At 66.5% G+C, this 1,705-nt stretch carries 1 protein-coding gene; it reads left to right on the plus strand.

Translation table 11 applies throughout. The features are described 5' to 3' along the window. Positions 1-139: 139 nt before the first annotated feature. The coding region (gene ahpF, locus ACE3SS_RS15690) for an alkyl hydroperoxide reductase subunit F (protein WP_374595554.1) at positions 140-1,705 on the plus strand (1,566 nt) is incomplete at its 3' end.

Raw genomic sequence — 1,705 nt, forward strand, 5'->3', positions numbered from 1 at the left:
AGGCGCCAAGACCATTGCACCGTCGCTCGACCTGGTCGGCAAGATCTAAGCCGCCCCGTCCGTCGCGTTGACCACGACGCCCGGGTGCCTGGCGCCCGGGCTTTTTTACGCCCAAAAATCGAATTTCAGGAGTTCTGCCATGCTCGAAGACAACCTCAAGACCCAGTTGAAAGCCTACCTGGAGCGCCTGCAGCGCCCGGTGGAACTGGTCGCCACGCTGGACGGCAGCGCCACGTCGAACGAGCTGCGCGAACTGCTGGAAGACATCCGCGCCCAGTCGGCCAAGATCACCGTGGTCGAAAAGAGCGACCTGGACGTGCGCAAACCCTCGTTCCTCATCACCAACCCCGGCACGGACAGCGGCGTGCGCTTTGCCGGTGTGCCCCTGGGCCATGAATTCACCTCCCTCGTGCTGGCGCTGCTGCATGTGGGTGGCCACCCCTCCAAGGAAGCGGCCGACCTGCTGGAGCAGATCCGCGAGCTGGACGGCGACTACCACTTCGAAACCTACTACTCCCTGAGCTGCCACAACTGCCCCGACGTGGTGCAGGCGCTCAACCTCATGAGCGCGCTCAACCCGCGCATTACGCACACGGCCATCGACGGCGGCCTGTTCCAGGGCGAGATCGAGGCGCGCGAAATCATGGGCGTGCCCACGGTGTTCCTCAACGGTGAGCGCTTCGCTCAGGGCCGCATGGAGCTGGCCGAGATCGTCGGCAAGATCGACAAGGGCGCTGGCGCACGCGAGGCCGCCAAGCTCAACGCCAAAGAGGCGTTTGATGTGCTCATCGTCGGCGGTGGCCCCGCAGGTGCTGCCGCCGCCGTGTACGCGGCGCGCAAGGGCATCCGCACCGGCGTGGCCGCCGAGCGCTTTGGCGGCCAGGTGCTCGACACCGTGGACATCGAAAACTACATTTCGCTGCGCAAGACCGAAGGCCCGCAGTTTGCCGCCGCGCTGGAACACCATGTGCGCGACTACGACGTGGACATCATGAACCTGCAGCGCGCCAAGGCACTCAAGCCCGCCGCCACCGAGGGCGGCCTGATCGAGGTCGAGCTGGAAAGCGGCGCCACGCTGCGCGGCAAGACCGTGATCCTGTCCACCGGCGCGCGCTGGCGCAACATGAACGTGCCCGGCGAGGAGCAGTACCGCACCAAGGGCGTGACCTACTGCCCGCACTGCGACGGCCCGCTGTTCAAGGGCAAGCGCGTGGCGGTGATCGGCGGCGGCAACTCCGGCATTGAGGCGGCCATCGACCTGGCGGGCGTGGTGGCGCATGTGACGGTGCTCGAGTTCGCCCCCGAACTCAAGGCCGACGCCGTGCTGCAGCGCAAGCTCAAGAGCCTGCCCAACGTGGACGTGATCGTCAACGCCCAGACCACCGAGGTGAACGGCGACGGCCACAAGGTCACCGGCATCACTTACAAGGACCGCGTGGGCAGCGACGTGAAGCAGATCGCGCTCGAAGGCATCTTCGTGCAGATCGGCCTGCTGCCCAACACCGACTGGCTCAAGGGCACGGTGGAGCTGTCGAAGTTCGGCGAGATCGTGGTAGACGCCAAGGGCCATACCAGCGTGCCCGGCGTGTTCGCCGCCGGTGACTGCACCACGGTGCCTTACAAGCAGATCATCATTGCCGCGGGGGCGGGCGCCACGGCCGCGCTGAGCGCCTTCGACCACCTGATCCGCAGCACGGCACCGGCC

The organism is Aquabacterium sp., from assembly GCF_041915145.1.
Lineage (GTDB): Bacteria > Pseudomonadota > Gammaproteobacteria > Burkholderiales > Burkholderiaceae_C > Aquabacterium.